The 20,768-nt window shown below is 35.2% G+C and carries 9 protein-coding genes; all 9 read right to left on the reverse strand.

Annotated features, from left to right (window positions below):
- Positions 1-75: 75 nt before the first annotated feature.
- Complete coding sequence (locus C1A06_RS14475; RefSeq protein WP_101690860.1) at positions 76-2,217, reverse strand: polysaccharide lyase 8 family protein; 2,142 nt, start codon at positions 2,215-2,217, stop codon at positions 76-78.
- Between the two features lie 46 nt (positions 2,218-2,263).
- On the reverse strand, positions 2,264-6,847 hold the full coding sequence (locus C1A06_RS14480; protein WP_101690861.1) for a polysaccharide lyase family 8 super-sandwich domain-containing protein: 4,584 nt from the start codon (positions 6,845-6,847) through the stop codon (positions 2,264-2,266).
- Positions 6,848-6,943: 96 nt separating this feature from the next.
- On the reverse strand, positions 6,944-7,849 hold the full coding sequence (locus tag C1A06_RS14485; RefSeq protein ID WP_159461428.1) for a porin family protein: 906 nt from the start codon (positions 7,847-7,849) through the stop codon (positions 6,944-6,946).
- A 27-nt stretch (positions 7,850-7,876) separates the two neighbouring features.
- Positions 7,877-12,604, reverse strand: a complete 4,728-nt coding sequence (locus tag C1A06_RS14490; protein WP_101690863.1) for a LamG-like jellyroll fold domain-containing protein — start codon at positions 12,602-12,604, stop codon at positions 7,877-7,879.
- 86 nt (positions 12,605-12,690) lie between these two features.
- Positions 12,691-13,911: a glycoside hydrolase family 88 protein gene (locus C1A06_RS14495; RefSeq protein WP_101690864.1), complete on the reverse strand. Its 1,221-nt coding sequence runs from the start codon at positions 13,909-13,911 to the stop codon at positions 12,691-12,693.
- A gap of 10 nt (positions 13,912-13,921) precedes the next feature.
- Positions 13,922-14,947 (reverse strand): DUF5017 domain-containing protein, encoded by a 1,026-nt coding sequence (locus tag C1A06_RS14500; protein ID WP_101690865.1) that lies wholly within the window; start codon positions 14,945-14,947, stop codon positions 13,922-13,924.
- 36 nt (positions 14,948-14,983) lie between these two features.
- Entirely contained in the window at positions 14,984-16,687 is a 1,704-nt protein-coding gene (locus C1A06_RS14505; protein ID WP_101690866.1) for a RagB/SusD family nutrient uptake outer membrane protein, read from the reverse strand.
- A gap of 22 nt (positions 16,688-16,709) precedes the next feature.
- Positions 16,710-19,874, reverse strand: a complete 3,165-nt coding sequence (locus tag C1A06_RS14510) for a SusC/RagA family TonB-linked outer membrane protein (RefSeq protein WP_245872086.1) — start codon at positions 19,872-19,874, stop codon at positions 16,710-16,712.
- Positions 19,875-19,976: 102 nt separating this feature from the next.
- Entirely contained in the window at positions 19,977-20,621 is a 645-nt protein-coding gene (locus C1A06_RS14515; protein ID WP_159461429.1) for a carbohydrate binding domain-containing protein, read from the reverse strand.
- Positions 20,622-20,768: the final 147 nt, after the last annotated feature.

The raw sequence follows: 20,768 nt of genomic DNA on the forward strand, positions 1-20,768 counted from the left end.
GCATGAACCAACGAGGCGACTACACCTCTTTCTTGCTAAATTTTCAACTCATCCTCTTTTTTATATAAAGATATACTATTTTTTCAATTTGAAGTATTTATTAAACCCTGCAATTTCAGGTTCAACATCCGTAAAGTCTGCTCTTATTGCAGTTTTAGATCCAGCTATCGTCACTTCTGCATTAATAATCGATCTTGTCTGAGCCGGGTCTGCTAGATACATGCATACTTCAGATTTATCAGTACCTTTAAGCATCAGAACACATGGTTTATCAACTTTCACTTTAATCCCATTGTAGTCTAATTCTCCAGCCTCGTAAAATACTGTTTGCAAAATACCCAATCCGTTATTGAATACAGCTTGTATCTCAGCTGTGTTAGATACTATCTCGACTTCCGATTTATATGCATTGACACTCGAACTCGATTTCTGATTCGGTAGTATTATATAAGCATATTTTGCATTTTGAGGATTAATACCATGATCAAAATATAAAGTAAACACATCTAGAGCAATCTCTTTATCAGACTGGCTAGTATTAATATATTTCCACGATCCTTTTTGTGTTTGATTGCCAATTATAACATTTCCTCCACATGGAAAAAGGTAACCAATGCCATTATGATAAGCCCAATCAATACCTTTCGCAAACTGATGCTCCCCTTTAGCAACGCTAATCTCTTTATTATTCTCCGACACTTTAACATCTGTCAATAATAAAGACTGCTCGATAGTAGTGTTCACAGCGTATGGTGATTCTGAATTGATATCAGCTCCTAGACAAACAATTTCACCATCAAACATAAACCACGATTTCTTTGCGCGAGTAGCTTTACCCCTAATTGTATCTGTATGTGAGTAAGCCATTACAGCGTACAAACTATCAGATACACCTCCAGAAAATTTATCAACGCCTATAACACCCCATTTTTTACGTTGAGGAATTTCTTCTACCTGAGGATTAGTTACTCCTGGTATTCTCGTCCAATTCCAAACAGGAAAGATATCTTTATACTCATCTCCTTTTTGCATCATTGCAGTAGCACCAAACGTCATAAAATAAGCATCTAAATTCTCATTATTTCCATGTTCTATATAAGCAGTTCTATTAGACACTGTACGAACACTGAATGAATATGGCGTACGTATATGAATTGAATAATCGGAAATCGGATATAAAATATTACGATTTGTAACTTTAAAGTCTGATGCTTTTTCATTCGTCATTCGCTGGAAAGCACTTTCGTACTCCGATTTATTTGCCGCATCAATTTTGACCATATCTTTGATAAATCTTGCGAATGATGTTTTTTGTGATAATCCGGCACGACTAACACTTCTCCCCATTACGTTGTAATGCATAAACTGTCCACGAATAGTCGTTAGAAAAGTATTACGAACAAAGTTACTAAGGATATTCAATTGTTCTCCTTTCAACTCATAATCGGTACCTACAAGATTCAAAGCAAAATTTGTCACTCCTTTTATCAGTTCTTCACCATAGCCGCCAATATATAATTGCACACCATGTTGTTGATACGAATAATCGTATTTTATACCCTCTTCGCCAGCCTTGACTAGTTTTAGAGGAGTAAATGCTCTCGATATCGCATATTCCAACCCTTCGGCATCTTTGGTTAAACACGCTCTGTAAAAATAGTCTGTAGCAATATCAGTTAGATTAGCACCTACATGTTTCTTTATATCTCCAGCATTTTCAGCCATACGATCGATAAGTTTCTTTTCTAATTCAGCTGAGAGTTTTTTATTTCCTTGTCTCATCTGAATCAAAGATAGACCTAAAACCCGAGGCACAGCAATTTGATTGTGCCACCAGTTATCACTCTTAGGGTCTTTGGCATACCAATACTCTAATGACATCACGATTTTATCGTACAAGTTTTTATTTGCAAATAATTTGCATCGCAATGTAGTATAAGCAAGAATCATCTCATTAGTACGATCCAAATGTTTTATCGGTTCCCATTTAGCTATAGAAACATCAGAATAGTCTATATCCGAAAAAGCCCCTTCGGCAGACATTAGATCCATATTCTTATTGGCATTTTTTTCCAATTTAACTGGATCCTGACCTGTTTCGTATCTTTTACTAATAGTTTTCATAACCTTATCAAACTCATTCTTTTTCGATGCATGAGTTTGTAAGTTAAATCCTAGACTTATAAGTAGGACAAAAGTGATTAATCTATATCTCATAATTAATAATTAAATATTCTATTTTATATCTAGGCTATAAAGATAACTAATTTACTTGCAACTTAAATTCTCGTTTTATCTTACCATTATAAATATATAATACATACATACCTTTTACTAATGGTGCTATTATCTGACTATTAAGATTATTTAGTTTGTATGACTTTACTAATGATCCAGTTATAGAATATATATCGGCTTTTATACTTTCAAACTCGCCTTCTAAATTAGCTTCTATATTTATTGCTTGACCTGTATATACAGGATTAGGATATACATTAATTGCTATCTCCCCATCCAGATTTAATGTTGAAGGACAAACATCCAGTTCGTCATTATTTGTTGTGATCAATCTCGCTGAATATTCCGATATTGTTGACAATTTCTCATCAGTTGATGAATATATCTGAGTTCCCTCAGTCTCATTTCCGTCAACAACCCAATAATACTTTCTGAAAGTATAACCTCCATTAGTATCTTTATTGTTATTTACAATTAGACGGCTGTTGTATTTTTGAACAATGATATCTTCAAAATCAAACTTTTTCTTAATCGTAAGAGAATATTCTTTCTTTATATCATTAGCCGAAGCTCCAACCTTAAATTTAACCTCTTGCTTAGAAGGCGAACTAACATCTATTTTCAAAACTTTATCTACATCCAAGTAAACATCCTCTGCGACTTTGAACTCAATAGTCAATTGTTGTATATTTTGATTACAAGGAACTATATAAGCTTCATTTACATCATGTTCTTCTCCATTAATAAATAACGACGTTAATCGACAATTATGCATAACTAGCCCAGTTACCGAGATGTTAATATCTTCTTTTATCTTTTCAATTTCGTATCGATAAGTAACTCCATCTGTATCCACAGAAATATGTTTCAATTCTACTCCATTTGCTGTTACTGCTGGAACTGAAGTCGAATAATCAGCATCCAGTGTCAATGAAAAGTTAAACTTAGTTCCTTCTTCAACTGATTGAACACCAACAGGCCAATCAAATGCTGCTCCGGTAAGAGCCGGAATATTCACTAAATATTCAACTGCAGGAGCTTTCTCTATGATGGTAGTTATTATCATAGGATGTTTTGCTGCAACGTTTTCTTTAGATCCAAACTTAGCATCGTGTTTATTATCTGGAGCTTTAGTATCATTATATATTCGGAATGAAATATCTGTTTTTCCTTTAGCATATTGTTCTTTTGCATATTCCGTAATATCGAAATAGAATCTGTCATTCGCAACCGAACCTTTGAGCGCACCTTGTAAAGAACTTACTACCACTTCTTGATGTACTGGTTTATTAGCTGCAGTGACCTGCATTTCATTCCATTCGGTATCTTCTATGGGGTTTAGAACCCAAAGCACCTGATCGGCTCCTGCATTAGTGTAAGTAGTTACTAATGATAATTCAACTTTTCCAACTTCTTCTTTCGTCGGATCAACTAAATTATCCATATCCGCTAAAGACATTTTCACAAAGCCTTCTCTGTTATAGCCAACACCGTCCATCTTGATCAACATATCTACTGCACTTCCAAAATTCTTATCCTGATTGGCTGCACCGTTTTGTACATAAGTATCTCCGGTTATCACTGACTGACGTGTATATAATACGACCGGATTTTTTTTCAATCCTTCGACTGATAGTACAATATTTCGGGTTACAGTTGCTATCTCATATCTATAGGTCAAACCATCTTCATCAATAGAAATATGAGGCAGTTCTATATCATTAGCTTTAACAATCGGCTTTGATCCTGAGTATAATGTATCCAATACTAAAGAAAAAGATAATTTATCACCTTCAATAATACTTTCTCCACCTTCTGGTAAATTAATCGTTGCTCCAGTCAATGAAGGTACGGTTAACGAGTATTCAGGAGCCGGATCTCTTTCGACAATACTTGTGATCACTCGAGGTTGCATTGCTGTATTCGCATGTTCCTTTGTCGCAAATTTAGTATCATGACTACCGACTGTTACATCTGCATTATACAAACGAAATGCTATATTTGTCTTACCCTCTGCAAGCTGCGCTTTTGCATATTCTGTAATATTGAAGTAAACAGTATTATCAGCAATAGTACTTTGTTTTAAACGTCCTTTGACAGCAGCTACAACATCCTCGCTATTTGTAGGTTTATTCGCATAAGTCAATTCACCTTCATCCCATGTAGTATCGTCTATCGAATTAAGTATCCAATCAACCTGATCAGCCGTAGAATTTGTATAAGTAATTATCAAAGCCAACTCTACTTTTCCTACTTCTTCTTGTCTAGGATTAGTTAAATTAGTCATGTCCTGCAATGACATTTTTATATATCCAGCTCTATCGTAGGCTCCAGTACCTTTCTTAATCAGTATATTATCAACACTTCCATAATTTAGATCAGCGCTGCTACCTCCTTGAACATATGTATCTGCCGTTAGTCCAGACTCGCGAGTATATAAAGTAGGTTTTGGACCTTTAATTATATATTTCTTAGTAAAACCAGCTTCTTCATCACTTAATCCTGCGAAATTACATATAGTTTCTACCCATTCGGATGAAATGCTCGACACCTTAGTTTTCACTGTAATAACTGACTTACTTTGTGCTGGATCTGCAATATGCATTATTGCTTTAGGAGTTTTTATATCTTTTAGCATCAAAACACATGCTTTATCTACTGATACCGACAATTCTTGGCTAGTAAATGTACCAGCTTCGAAAAACACCATTTGCCAAATATCCAGAGTTTTATGATGAACGACTTGCATACTTGCATTATTCTCTAAAATTTCGATATTCTCAGTATTGTATGCTGCAACTTCAACAGGAGTCTTTTTATTTGGTACAATTATGTATGCATAGCTTTCATTCTGAGGAGTGGCACCATGATAGAAAAAAGTACTAAATACATCTTTTGTTATATCTCCTGCAGTTTGTGTTGTATTGATTTCATTCCAACTTCCAGTTTTCGATCCATTATCTATACGAACATCTCCTCCTTTAGGGAAGAAATACCCTACATTATTATGGTGTATCCAGCTTATATTATCCTTATACTGAACTAAACCTTCGGACAATACAGTTTCTACATCTCCATTGGATACCGTGATATCTCCTTTCTTCAAAGATTGTTCTATACTAGTAGTTATTCCTCCTGTATAGTCTGTTGTTATACCTGAGCCAAGACAAACAATTTCATCGTCGAAAAAGAACCACGATTTATTTGCAGATGTCGTACTTCCATTAGTTACATCTTTGTGCATATATGTTGTTACAGCATATAAACTATCAGACGCACCTCCGACAAATTTACTAATACCTTTTACTCCCCACTGAGCTCTTTGAGGTATTGTTGCTGTTTGCATATTGGTAGTTCCTGGTATTCTAGTCCAATCCCAAGCCGGAAAGATATTGGTATATTCATCACCACTGCATGTAAGAGCAGTACTACCAAAAGTCATAAAATATGATTTGAGATTCTCTCCGTTTCCTCTTTCTATATACGCTGTACGATCCGATACTGCACGTACACTGAAAGTATATGCCGGACGGATATGCAGAACATAATCTGATATAGGATATAGAATATTTATCGGTTGAATTCCCGAGGACGCACTTTCTGTACCTCTCATTCTTTTCACTGCTAGATTATATTCTGCAGCGTTTGCGGGATCAATCGTAGCCATATGGTTAATATTAGTAGCAAAACTTTGCTTCAATGTAGCTCCGTTGCGGCTCACACTACGCCCCATCGCATTATAGTGTATATATTGTCCACGTAAAGCTTTCAAGTATGTATTGCGAACGTAGTTGCTTAATGTCGCTAGTTTCTCCCCTCCTAAAGCGTACTCTGTTCCTGCAACATTCAATGCAAAATTTATTATACCTTTAATTAACTCTTCGCTATAACCTCCAATATATAATTGAGGGCCATGTTGCGTATATGAGTTATCGTACTGAATACCCTCTTGTCCAACAGAGGCAATAGTCAATGGTTTGAAAGCATTTTCTAATGCCGAATTTAATGCTGTTTCATCTTTTCTGAGGCAAGCACGATAAAAGAAACCAGTAGCTAAATCAGTAAGATTTGCACCTTCCTGATTTTCTAGCGTATTAGGTCCAACTGTATAATCAGCTTCCATCTGAGCCATCAGTCTATTTTCTAAATCTGCTGACACTTTATTTTGTCCATAGCGCATCTGAATTAATATTACCCCAAGAGTTTTAGGCACTAGGATTTTAATATTCCACCAGTTTGTACTAGTAGGATGTGCCGCATTCCAAAATTCTAATGCTTGTATAATATTATTGTATAAGTTTGTATCCTGATAATAACTATTTCCTGATTTAGTATAAGCTAAAGCGAAAATAGCAATACGATCTAAATGTGTTACTGGTGCCCAATTGGTTGTGGCTGTACTAGTATAATCGATATCGTTAAATTCTCCTGTAGTTGAATTGAAGCTTGTTAGATAAGAAGCTACTTTTGTTTGTAACGAGGCTGATGATACTCCCGATTCATTTCTACTTCGTATGGTATTCATTATATCATCAATTTTATCTGCAGCATGTAGGTTAAATACACTGCTAATAGCTAAAAAAAGGAAGGCTAATAAAAATTTTCTCATAATAATTAGATTAGTTTTTCATAGTGATATTTGCATACAAATAAAAAGTACTGCTGACAAAATAATTATTGCCAGCAGTACAACTTTCCCCAAGACCTATAAACCAAATGCAAATTGAACCTTTATGCCTAAGCTTAGAGGTTTTAGCTTACTAACTGCTTTTGCTGAGACTAATTGATACTCATCTTTGTATAAAGACTCAGCCATACTGTTGATATTAATTTTTTGACTTTCGTAACCATCATACTGAATCAGATCTTTGGCTTCACTACCTCTAATATTATTAAGGGTATAATCAATATAACCACCAAAGTAGATACTGTATTTAGTATTTATTTTATAACGAGCTCCGATTTCAGCAGCTGCCGTAAATTTAGTTTTTAAGTCAAGATCATCACTCGATGAAAGACCTTTGAAAGTACCAAAACCTTCAAGTTCTATATCATCAATGGTAGGAATATCTGAGCCATTACCCCACTGTACATAAGCTCCTTGAGCAGTAACCGACTCGAGTTTGTTGTTATACTTAGAACTTAGTATAAATCCTATTTTAGCACCACCCGATACAAACAAGCCCCATGAATCATTTAGATTGTATGTATAACGGGCCATCAAAGGGATATTAAGATAAGTAGCTTTTATTTCTTCTTTATATCCGTTTGCCGAATATTGTAACAAGAATCCATCATTTTCGCTATCAACACTCATGTAGTTTCCTCCGAATTCATTCAATTTGAATTCAGATTTGAACATATCAATATGAATACCCGACACCAAAGCAAATGACTCGCTAAAGTTATAAGCATAGCCTACTCCGAAGTTTACTCCATTTCCATTATCTTTTTTGATATCAAGTACACCTTTACTTATCATTTTAGGATTGAAACCTGCCGTTCCACCACCGACTGATACTGATATTTCGTGCTTATTATCCTGAGCCATAGCACTTGTAAAAACAAGTGCTAAAGCTGCTGTTGCTAAATATTTCTTTATATTTTTCATGGTTATTTCATTTAAATTAATATCCATTTATTTTACATTGATTTTGAATTCACGTACCAATTCGTCGCATACAACTTTAACAACGTACATACCAGATTGACTCGGTGCATTTATCGAAGTTACATCACCTGCTAGTTTAGTACTAGTAACTAGATTACCTGACAGACTATAAATTTCAACTTTAGAGTTGTTTAAGTTCACATCTGGTGTTGCATTATTTACTTGAATATTAATCGTATTAGATGCTACTACCGGATTAGGATAAACTTCGATAGAAGTTGCTGCAGTTAAAGTTATCTGAGCAGGACAAACATTCATCTCTTCATTATTTGTCGTAATCAAACGAGCTGCGTATGTAGCAGTTGTTGAAAGCTTATCATTGCCTGTTGAATAAATCTGAGTTCCTTCTGTTTCAACACCATCTACGATCCAATAATATTTCTTAAATGTATAACCTCCGTTAGTCGTTTTGTTATTATTTACAATCAAACGGCTATTGAATTTTTGATGAACGACATCTTCAAACGCATAATTGTTATTAATCACTTGTAAGTTGTATGCTTTCGTAGTGACACCATCTGCTGCAGTTATTACGAATCGAACTTCATTAGGAGTGGCAAAAGCCAGATCGCGCAATTGAACGCCAAATGAATTTCCTAGATCTACTGTAGCATCAGGATGATTTGTCTCGACATTAATAGTCAAATATTTTGACTCTCCACATTCTAATGCATATACTTTACTTAGATCTGACCAATCGTTTCCGTTTACAGTTACTGAAGCAAACGATACATCTTTAGATTTAGCTAACGTTACATTGAAAGTAGCTTTAATCGATGGTTTCAGATTCGAAGAGATAGTAATCTCTGTCGTTCCGACTACTGTTCCTAACTGAATAACGCCATCTTTTACGACTGCTACATCCTCATTAGAAGAAGAATAAGTAATATCACTCATTGGGTAATCAGCTGGATTAAGAGTAAATAGCATTGGTTCAACAAGGCTATAATCTGGATCTCCAAGAATAAAGTTCAAGCCTTTTGTTAGCTTACTGTCTAAAGTAATTCCCAATAAGTTCGGTTCATCACCAGATCTTTTTACAGTTACTGTAAATGGTTCGCTCTTGATATTAGCATCTTTCGACGATGACAGAACAACAGTTGTAGAACCAATAGCTTTTACTTTTATTACTCCATCAACAATCTCTATGATATTTGTATCAGCTACAGTATAAACCACTTCTTCTTTCACAGCACCTTTAGGCTCTAGTGTAAAGTGCATTGGAGCAACTATACTATAATCAGGATCTCCTTCTGTAAGTTGAAGACCTGCTACTAATTTTTCTCCAAGAACGATAGTCTCGATATCTTTTTTCTCCATTTCTTCAGAGAATTCAAAGTTATCAAAGTAATAATTAATTGGCAGATCTGTTTTATTAAGTCCTCCTCCTTGTTGACAGTTTGGTCTGATATATAGTCTTACTTGCTGTAACTGATCTGCAGTTAATTTACTAGCGTCAATAGTGTAAGTATATTTGCGATATTCTGCAGATGTAACCTCGGCAACGCCAAGATTGCTTGATGAAATAGGAGGATAAACTCCGTCTACAGGTACAGTTGTTCCTACTAGATTACGTTCTGTCTTATCACCATCATAAGCTATTACTTCAACTCTGAAAGGTACATTAGCTTTATCAGCCTTCGCATAAAAACTATATTTATATACACCCGGAGTTACATTTATCATGTCATATGATAAATAAAAACGATAGCGATAATCAATAGCTTTAGCTGAAAGTTGCATTGATTTTTCTAAATCTTGAGCATTACCTGATATAACTTCTACCTCTCCATCAGAAACATCTCCAGCTACGGTTAAATTCCATTTATCAGGAAACTCTCCAACCGCTGGGTTTACTGTAATTTTCTCAGGTATATTAGTAGATAGCTCAAAATTAGGATTCAAAATCAAATTTTCCCCATAAACAATAGTAGGCGCACCAGTCAAGGTATTCGCACGAGCCATGTAATCTTCAACTTGTTTCTCAGTAGTTGCATAAGATGCCATAAGCGCTTTACCTTCTGCCAACGTTGCTTCAGCAGAGGAAGCTGTTCCTTCTGCTAATCCAGCAATATATGCAGGAAGAATATTCTCTATCATATTATTTAGGTCATCAAATACCTTGATGTCCTTACGGCTATTCAATTGTTTGTATAGTGCATTGATTTCATCGCGGCTGATAGCTCTGTCATACATTCTAAACAATGCTACTTCACCCTCAAAAACACCTTGTACTTCTTCTTTAGCACTAGCATCACCACCAATAGCAAACCATTGTGCAGCTGCAGTTGCAGAGAAGCGCATACCGTTTGGTAGAGTAGCAGAACCACCTGGTTCTCCATTATAATATACATTCACATTCGTGCCATCGAAAGTAGCAACAATATGATAATAATCTGTAGCACTATATGTTGATTTAAGACCTATAATTTCATTTCCTGAAGGATTCTTACCCATCCAAAGTTGAGTCGCACCTCCATCTTTTACTTGCTCAAGACCAATACCTCCAGATTGAAGTGAACTTACCGAACTAATTGCTCCTTTACCTTTAGTACGGCTATATACTTCGAATGTAAATCCTGCAGCAACTTTAGTCTTAAAGTCATCATTGTTTTTATAATCTATCTTATAATAAGTAGTATTACCGGCCGATGAACCTGCAAAAGAACTTACATATTGTTTGATATCTGCATCATATTTAACAGTCGGTGCAGTTGGACCTTTCTCTACAATAAGAGAAGTTCCTTCAACTACATTCAGAGTTGTATCTGTAGCAAATTTAACATCAATAAGATTAGCTTTCGGAGCTTCAACTTCTTGTGGAATATATGCATCAGTTCTAAATTTATCACTTAATAAAGCAGGTGCTGATTCTTGCCCAAAAGCATCCAATGCCGTAACTTGAATATAATACTCTGTATCTTGTTTTAGATCTGCTATATCTAATTTGAAAGATGTCTCAGTGTTACCATATAAGTAGAACTTTGACAAGATTTTAAATTTAGGCTTGTCCAAAACATTTTTATCAGCATCTAAAACCTCAACTCTGTATTGTTGAACATCATCATCATCTTTAGCAATAGGGAAAGTTACTTGTACTGATACATCTGTAACTAATCCCAGCGTAACTTTTGCACCTGAATCAAAAGTAGGTTTTTCACCTCCTGTACGATTCTTATAGGTGAATACTGATCCATCGTGTGGAGCTTTTACAACCCATGGTTGTTTAATCTCTCTATCATTATAAAAGTCAATGCGTTTTACCGTTACATCATTGTTATCATCAAGTGAAACGATTACACCTTCTTGAATTTTCTCACTATCAGTAGGACGGCTTCCTCCTTCTAATCCATTTTCAATTTCAGCATATGCTATACTTCCATCATTAACTGAAGTATATTTATCTTGATGAATTGAACGTTCGTCAGCTAAAAAGTAGTGAGAGTGCCCAGAAAAAGTTATCACTTGAGGATATTTAGATAAAATATCTTCAACGGTAGCTGTACCCCATGCATCTCCACCTCCTATTTCGTATGAACCATATACTGTTCCACTATTAGGTACGTGTTGGAATACAAAAATTGGCTTACCTGGATAATCTGCTGCTGCCTTTTGTAGTTTTTCGGTTAAGAAAGTTCTTGTTGCAGCTTGATAAGCTGTAGCTTGAGATTGATTTTCCATACTGATCAAAATAAATGGATATCCTTTTATTTCGATGTATTGATTTACGTCTTGGCCAATAATTGAAGTAAATAATTCAGCTCCAGTTCTTGTTTCTCCGTGTTTATTTTGCCACCAGTCATGATTACCCAGATTATAATATACAGGAATATCAGCTGGTACAATATTTGAAATTGTTTCTTTTACTTGTTGGAATTCTGATTCCTTACCATTCTCTGTAATATCTCCAACAATAAAGATAGCATCTAGTTTTTGAGTTTGATTCTTAAGTATGTTTAAAGTCTTAGTAACTTTTGTTTCCCAACCACTACGTCCAATATGAATATCTGAAATTGCCGCAAAACGAGGATATTGAGAAACTTCAGGTTCTACAACTGAATTTTCAGCTACAAATTCAAAGTTATCTAACCAATAAGTAGTTGGCTTATTTACGATATTATCATTTGCTAAGCAATTAGGTCTAATTACCAGATTAACGTGTTTGAGTTCAGCTTCAGAATATGAACTAGCATCTATCGTAAAAGTATATTTCTTCCATTGATTTTTCGCCGTTTCTGTCGCACCTTTGACAGTTCCTCCAATCAAATATATGGGAGAACTATTTATTTCAACATTAGTTTGCCCTACAGCATAAGCTTCGACTCTAAAGTTTATAGAATCTGTAAGATTTGTCTTAGCGTAGAAACTATAAGTATATTTAGCTGGTTTAACATCTGTTAGTTCATAAGCTATATAAAAATTATAACGAGCATTAATTTTCTCTAGTTGGAGTTTCAATGAATTTTCTCCAGCATACTTATCATCTGAAACGATTGATAAAGAGCCCGCGTTACTAGCCGGAGCTTTAAGAAGATGTACCCACGTGTTTGGGTTTTCACCTGTCTTAAGGTTTGTAGTTTGCGATTTGTAAGTTACACTAGTATCTTCAAATCCCGGATTTTGAATGAGGTTTGTTTGGGCATTCAAAATATAGCCCAAACATAGAAACAAACTTAAGAGTAATGTTTTTCTCATATTGTTAGGTTTTTAGTTAAAAACTTAAGAGTTCTAAAAGAAATAAGGAGCCCTGCTCATGCAAAGCTCCTTATCAAAATGTTTTATTATTTGATACAATCTAATGTCCTTTTTCTAGCCAAAGCTTCTAAGAAATAGTAGTCAGCATAGTTTAAAGGAACATCGATCTCATTATGGTGAGGTATACTTCCTACCGAGTGCATCAATAAGAAATTACCATTAGTACCAACAATTGCTCTGTATCGATCACTAGATAGAGAACGTACAATTTTATCTGCAGTTTCTTTATACTCAGGTATAAATTCGCTCAGTTCATACAGCGCTGAAGCTGTTACAGAAGCAGCAGACACATCACGCGGGGTATTAGGGATTTCTGGCACATCCATATCCCAATAAGGGATTAAATCTTCTGGCATATTTGGATGATTGAAAATGAAGTCATAAATTTTCTTTGCCATCTCCAGATATTTCTCATCTTTCGTATATCTGTAACATGTAGCATATCCGTATAAGCCCCATGCTTGTCCACGAGCCCAAGCCGACTCATCTGCATATCCTTGAGCTGTATAAAGGCCACGAACACCTCCGTTTACTTTATCGTAATCTACAACATGATAGCAACTATTATCTGCACGATATTGATATTTCATTGTCGTATCAGCATGACTGATAGCCATATTACGATAAGTGTCATCTCCTGAGATAACAGAAGCTTCGAACATAAGTTCTAGATTCATCATATTATCGATGATAACTGGACACATCCATCCACGTTCTCCTTGCCATCCACGATCTTCATCCCAAGACTGGAATACACCAGAAACTTCACGGAAACGAGTTGCCAAAGATTTTGCAGCTTCAACCATTACATCTTTATAAGCTTCATTTTTAGTTACACGCAAAGCATTACCATAACTACAATTGATCATAAAACCTATATCGTGATGCCATTTCAGGTGTTTAATCGTATCCAGATCTTCAGTATATTTAATTCCAAGATCTATCCATTTTTGGTCACCGGTCAAGTCATACATATACCACATTGTTCCCGGAAAGAATCCGCTAGTCCAATCATCTTTTGGTATATATTCGATACTGTTATTAAAAGTTGTTCTTGGATTCAGTATTTTACCAGATTCCTCGATGAGCTTTGTCTGAAAACCTATTTGTTGCTCAGCAACCTTTACAGTCTCGTCTATAATTTCACAGATATCTTTTTCCGCTTGAGGAGGATGTCCCGCGCACGAAAACAGCATAAGAGCGATTCCCAGATTGGCTATAGTTTTGCCTGTCTTTTTCAAATTCATGTTTAACGTTTTACTCTATTACTTTTATTTTTAATTCCTTTTTCACTTCAGATGTGTTTTCGAAATTCGCATTCTTAGCAATGAAGGTTACGGTATATTCACCAGCTTTCTCGTAAGTATGACTATAATTAGTTACTGGATTATTTGATATTGTTTTGATACCAACACCAGCATCTGGTTGACGACCATTAATCACAACTGCACTAGAAATAAGCCAAACGTGTTTAAGATCTTTACCTGCACCCGAAGAATGCACGAACATATATGGTGAATTACCTTGAAGATTATTCAGATTCCAAACACCTTCTGTATTATTCGTAACAGTCTTATATGCATCATCATTTGTTGTAGCAAACATATTTAAAGGAGTAAAGCCAAAGTTGGAAGCTCCAACAAATCCAAGTTCTTCGCCCGTTTCTTTGCTTGTATTTACAATTTTAAGATTGTGTACCTCCCATCTTGGCTGAGCAGCCGAATTATCTAGAGGTTCGTATTTAAATGCAATCGCAAATCTTTTCCCCAGATACTCTGTCATCGAAACGCTTATAGTATCCGAAGTTTTCCCTGCTGCTTGAGGAATCTCACATTGATCTGTAATATCGATCCATGTACCATCTGCTAAAGCATTGGCAACAATTGTAGAATCTTTGACTTTATCATTTTTATACAGTCCTTCGAATGTTGTTGATACATAAACCTTGAAAGATTCTGGAACTGTAAGTGCTGAACCATACTGAGTTTTAGTGAAAAATTCCAATCTTGAATCTCCAATCTCTTCGATTGGAGTTTCAGTCAAATTACGTTTTTCATACTCATGTCCACTCTCTCCACTGAAGAAAGTTATGAAATCAGGATTACCAGAAATATTGAATGTTACCATTCTTCCTTTCTCAACAACTAGTGTATTGCCATCCATCTCTGCATTTTCAGCAGTTGCAGTCACATCCATACTCACTTTTTTATCTAGCTCATCATTACAACTAGCGAAAGCTATAAGTGTGAATACTGCTAATAATGAAAATATATTATTTCGCATATTTGCTATTTTATTTTTTGTTTAACGTATTAGATATTACCAACCTGGATTTTGAGCTATTGGATTACCAGAAATCTCGGTATCAGGTATAGGGAAATAAACATAAGCTTCAGTTACTTTATAATATTCTGCTGCTGCTTCTGGATAAGAGCCCCAATTTGCTTCTGCGGTTAATGGAATCATAGCACGCATTGTTTTGTAGAATTCACCCCAACGAATCAAGTCCCAACGACGGATACCTTCGAAACATAATTCCATAGCACGCTCGTTTTTAATTGCTTCTCTGAATGCGACTTTATCTAAGCCTGTTTTAGGAGCTATTTTTGCACGTTCTCTAACAGTATTCAAAGCCCATTCTGCATTTGTTGGTCCATTCAATTCGTTTTCAGCTTCAGCATACATCAGTAACACATCACTATAACGCAAGATAGGGAAATTGATCGGAGTATAGTTTTTATTTTTAGGTGTTACTTTTTCGTGCTCACGACGATATTTAGCGGCACTTCTTGTTTCACTCTTACTCTTATCTGCCGCTAACTCAGTTGATGGCATTCCATCGACTTCAGTTTCGCCTGCAGGTCTTTTTCCATAAAAATACTCACGACCTATAACTAATTTGTTAGCATCTGTCCCTAGTGTATATTCATACGGAGCAATACTCCAATCACCTCTTTCTGTATCTTCTTCATCTTGATACATTTTGAATAGCTTAGTTGTTCCATATATAAAACGATAGCTATATCCTGGGTTTTTCATACCGGTATCATCTTTAATAGATGGTATTGCAGAATAATCATTCTTCGAACCAAAACCTATAGTATTACCGATACGACCAGCACTATACTCTAGCGAAGAAATACGGTTTCCAGCCATTACTACTTCCCAAATAGTTTCATTTGCCCCAGTATTGTATTTATCTTCAGCATAATCAAGAAATACTCTGCTGAATGATGGAGATAAGCTGTGAATATTACTTTGGATTACTTCATTTGACCAATAACGTACTTGTTCCCAATATTCTTTTACTTTATCAGCATCCGGAGCTTTTTTATCTCTAAAGTGCTCTCCTGCTCTAAACATATAGATACGAGCTAGAATACCTTGAGCTGCAGACTGAGTAACAGAAGAAGAGCTATCTCCTTTTGTAAATTTCGGAAGATTTGGCAAAGCCTCTTTAATATCACTAATTATTTTGTCATAAATTTCTTGCTTATCAGTTTTAGGCATATATGCATCAGAAGCACTCTTCACACTATGTAGGCGAAATGGTACATCACCCCACCCTTGAACTAAATTGAAATAGTAGAATGCTCGTAGAAACAAAGCCTCAGCACGGAAGTTTTTAGAAGAAGCCTCTGTTATATTATTGTTATTTTCCAGGCCTTCTAATAACATATTTGCACGATTGATGCCATCATACAATACTCGCCAATAGTTAGAAATATCTGTTGTAGTACTACTTGCATTAGCACATAGCATACTACCTCCAGATACTGGAGTTGAACGTTGATAAAACCCTAAGTCATCACCTCCGGCAAGAGTATATGCGTAATTATTACCATAAAAATATTCTTGCATTAGCGGGCTATATACTCCTATTAAGAATAGCTCTACTTCTTCGTCATTGTTGAAATACACCTCAGGAGTTAGCTCTGTAGGAGTTTTATCCAGGAAGTCACTACAAGATGCCGTTCCTAGTAATATAAATAATGAAAATATATAATATTTAATTGTTTTCATGCTCTTTTAATTTTTACTGTGATTAAAACCCTAAATTGATACCAAAATTAAAAGTCTTAGCACGTGGATATGCCGAGAAGTCTAGCCCTGGCTGAAGTGCTGAATTTTTAATTGACACTTCCGGATCGTAACCCGAGTAATCAGTGAATGTATATAGGTTCTGAACTGCTACATATATTCTGGCTCTATCTATACGTATTTTTTTCAACATCTTAGCAGGGATATTATATCCTAATGTTATATTCTTGATTCTCAAGAATGAACCATCTTCAATAATACGAGTTGAAATTACGTTGTTAGAGTTTGAGTTACTTACTCTAGGGATATTACTTTCTGGATTCTCAGGAGTCCAACGGTTAGCAAATGATGCAAATTGGTTCAAATCTTTTTTCTTGTTAAAACCACTTTCGAACATTAGCTTATTAGCGTTCAGGATATCATTACCATAGCTCCATTGTAAGAAAATACTTAGATCGAAATCTTTATATCTGAAGTTATTAGTAAAACCTCCGATATGTTTTGGATCACCTTTACCAATAATAGTTCTATCATCAGAGTTGATAACTCCATCACCATTTATATCACGATATTTAGGATAACCTGGTTGTGTATTTGCTTCACCTGAAAAACTTGGAATGCCAGGTTTCAATGAATACGAACCTCCACTCTTATTAAAATCATCGTATTTGTATGTACCATCATAAATATAACCGTACATCATACCAATAGGATTTCCAACCTTAGCGATATAGTTTGACATACCATTGAAATTTTGGTCAAACGTAGCAACCGAAGTCATTGAGTTTCTTCCATCTGCAAGTTGTCTTACTTTATTTTTATTGAATGAAATATTGAAGCTAGATGTCCATTCAAAATCTTTGGTAGAAATATTTGTTGTATTCAAAGTAAATTCGAATCCAGTATTTTGGACTTCACCGATATTTCTCCAAACTTGACCATATCCTGAAGAGTATGGCATAGTCTGAGCCATAAGCAGGTCTGAAGTAATTTTATCATACCAGTCTGCTACAATGCTCACACGATCTCCAAATAAAGTTAAATCTAATCCTACATTTACTTGCTTTGTAGTCTCCCACTTCAGATCTTTATTACCTAGTCTCGTTGGTATAACACCTACTGATCCTGGTTTTTCTCCAAATGGATATACACCATGGCCTATTCCTTCTTGATTCACATAAAGACCTTCTGAAGCATCTTTCATCATTAGCTCAGAGAATCTTGCATATGGATCTACTCTATTATTACCAGTAACACCCCAACCTGCACGGAACTTAGACTCTGAGATAACGTTTCTCAAAGGTTTGAAGAAGTTTTCTTCTGACAGATTCCAAGATAGTGCAAATGAAGGGAAATATCCCCAACGATTTTTCTTATCGAATTTAGAAGAACCATCTGCACGCATAGTTGCTGTCAGATAATATCTACTATCGAAATTGTAAATTGCACGAGCTAGATACGACATAGTCGATTCTTCTTTAACATGTCCCTGAGGTGTACCAGGTGTACCATTTTTAATTCCTGCCATTCCTAGAGACTCGAAAGGAATATGTGAATAGCTTATTGAATTAAATTTATCACGACTTTCTTCGAATGTAATACCTCCTAACAAGTTTAAATTATGTTTCTTATCAATTGTAGTCTGATAAGTTATAGTATTTTCATTCAACCATGTTCTTCTATCATATGTGCGTAATTTGGCATTTACACCTGATGTAGATCCAGGGTATCCATATCTTGTTTTCGAATTATTAAAGTCTTCGTATCTTTTTAAATCTGTAGTATAAGTTCCTGAGACTTTAATCTTCAAGTTTTTGATTGCTTCGTATTCTACAAAACCACTTGTACGTAAGTTATCTGTAATACGTTTGTTGTATCCATTCTGAAGATCCAAAATAGGATTGAAACGATAGTCGTTATTTGAATCAACTGACTCGTCACGAATATTGTCCATCAAACTATTCAAAGGCACATTTGGCTGAGTCAAAGGACGATAACCCCAAACACTATAGAATAGGTTATTCATACCACTATAAGATGTCTGCGAAGGACTTGCTCCTCTTTGAGTTGCTTTCGAATAGTTTACGGTTAAATAACTATGCCACTTATTCTTTCTGATAGTTAAAGCTCCACGCCCTTGAAGTCTATTATAGTTTGATCTCATTACAACACCATCCTGATCATAGTATGAAGCTGAAACATTGTATCGTACACCCTCAGAACCACCTGTCAAGGAAAGATTATGACTTTGTTGGAATGCATCTTCAAAGATCATATCTTGCCAGTCATATTGTTCAGCATAACGATAGTCTTCCAAACCATATTTATGTCCATTATAAGTTTGAAAGTAACCATTATCGCCAGTCATCTCTGAGCTTGCATAAATTTCTTCTTGAAGTTTTACAAACTCATATGCATCAAGAAGATCTATTTTGTTAGAAATTCTTTGAACTCCACCATCAAAATCGTAGGTAAGTTTAGGTGCACCAGCTTTACCCTTCTTAGTAGTAATCATCACTACTCCATTTGCTCCACGAGCACCGTAAATAGCTGTAGCTGAAGCATCTTTCAAAACATCTAATGATTCAATATCGTTTGGATTGATAGTTGATGCTACCTCAGGATCTTCGACTGGAAATCCATCAATCACATAAAGAGGGCTATTATCCGAGTTGATAGAGTTAGCTCCACGAATAACAATGTTCATCGCAGAACCGGGAGTTCCTTCACCAGATGACACCTGAACTCCGGCCAAACGTCCACCAAGCGCTTGGTCAAAACTAGAGGCGCTAGCTTTAAGCATATCACCTAGATTCGCTTTAGCAACAGATCCAGTTAAATCTCTACGGCGGATTTCCTGATAACCTACTACCACTATCTCGTCCAAGAATTTTGATTCTTCTTCCATCACAATTTTCATTGGATTTGCTAAATCAACTTTCTTTTCAATAGTATTGAAACCCATATAAGTGAATTTCAAAACCTCATTCGCGTCTTTCACCTCAATAGAAAATTGTCCATCAAGGTCCGTAAACACTCCTTTGGCTGCATCACTTTTTAAACTTACAGCAACACCAATAAGAGGCTCTCCGTCAGGTGCACTAACTACACCTTTTGCCAATTTCTGAGCTGATACTACTGTTGGTAACAATAGTACTAGCATCAACATGCATACTAATCTAATTTTTTCATGTGCTTTCATAAGCAATAAATAAGGCTTAATTTATTAAATGTTAAAAATGTTGTTAATTTTTTAATTTTGGATGACGTTTCACTTTTCATATAATCTTACATTATCAATTGTAACTGAACTTTGATTTGTTTTACCTTCACTATTATATGTTGTAGATATACCAATAATAACAGCCGAAGAATTTGCTCCAGGTGTAACGATAACTTCATACTCTTTCCATTCAGTATTAATATTTACCCATTTTGAACCTTTAGCTGCATCTCCAGACTCACCTATTATACCAGCATATACTTTTTCACAATTTTCTGTGGATTTTGCTGCAAATTTCAAAACATAAGTTTTTCCGCGTTTTACTTTTACATACTGAGTTAAAACTGTACCATACCATTTATCCAACCCTGCTTGCGGAGAATTTTGGCGTATTGCCAACAATATAGCTTTTTCTCCATCTAGACAATCATCTTCAACAATAGTTGCGCGAAGATATCCAGAATTTGCTGATTTTTTGTACCAAGTTCCTACTTGTACTTCAACTCCTTGTTCTACTTTAGGATTAGCAGCCTGAACAGATTTTCCCAGATCGGAAAATGCAGCAATTCGTGCTATTTCATTTTCATGATATACATTTTGATTTTCAAAACTTCCGTCTTTCAACAGATTTTCTTGAGCAAAACTCATTGTTGAAAGAAATGTCAATAATAAAATAAAAAAATACTTTTTCATTAGTTTAAAGTTTAATTTCATTTTGTCGTTTTTTTATATACTTGTATATTTATCTATCATCATTCATTTTGATTGCAGATCAAATACAACATATTCTTTCGGAATAATTTTTCATGGTTATATTTTATACTATTCATATAATAGATA

The organism is Dysgonomonas massiliensis, from assembly GCF_900240225.1.
GTDB lineage: Bacteria > Bacteroidota > Bacteroidia > Bacteroidales > Dysgonomonadaceae > Dysgonomonas > Dysgonomonas massiliensis.